The 491-nt window shown below is 53.8% G+C and carries 1 protein-coding gene; it reads right to left on the bottom strand.

Annotation, left to right across the window (positions count from 1 at the left end):
- Nucleotides 1–116: 116 nt before the first annotated feature.
- On the bottom strand, nt 117–491 hold a 375-nt coding region (locus Q1A69_RS20145), incomplete at its 5' end, for a hypothetical protein (RefSeq protein ID WP_299589724.1).

Below are 491 nucleotides of genomic sequence, written 5' to 3'. Positions count from 1 at the left end.
TTTCTGCACAGAATCATCTGCCGGATCAATAAAATATAGGTTGGTGCCCTGAGCCAATTGAGACATAGGGATTCTCCAGTCGCTTAGTAGAAATTAAAGTCCGACGCGGAAGTGCGTCATTCAGTGGAATATTGGGCGCTGTAAGTCAGGCGCACCTCGCCCAAGGGGTGATCTTGATCCAGGGCGAAATCGGTTTGTGATAGCGCGAAAATCTCACAGACACCACCCAGGGTTCGACCCTGTAGGACACTCTCAATATCCTCAGTGGCCTGATCCAGCCGTTCATAGATATCCCCCCGGCTAAGCACCACCACCGACACGACAAGATCCAGCTGGCGGGTAGTACCCGAGAGCTCCTGTTCTGTTTGTTCCGTGGCAAAGCCCACAAAGATGGCCGGCAGCTTTTCCCGTTCAATGCCTTCCGTGCTGCCCGCTGAGGGGAAGTGGTAGCCGGAAAGGGTTTGCAGTTTGTTTAGCGCGGCATCGCGGAT

This window comes from uncultured Microbulbifer sp. (assembly GCF_947498635.1).
In the GTDB taxonomy this organism is placed as follows: domain Bacteria; phylum Pseudomonadota; class Gammaproteobacteria; order Pseudomonadales; family Cellvibrionaceae; genus Microbulbifer; species Microbulbifer echini.
Note: the sequence above shows the minus strand (reverse complement) of the source record. Positions and strands in the feature narration are given on the sequence as shown.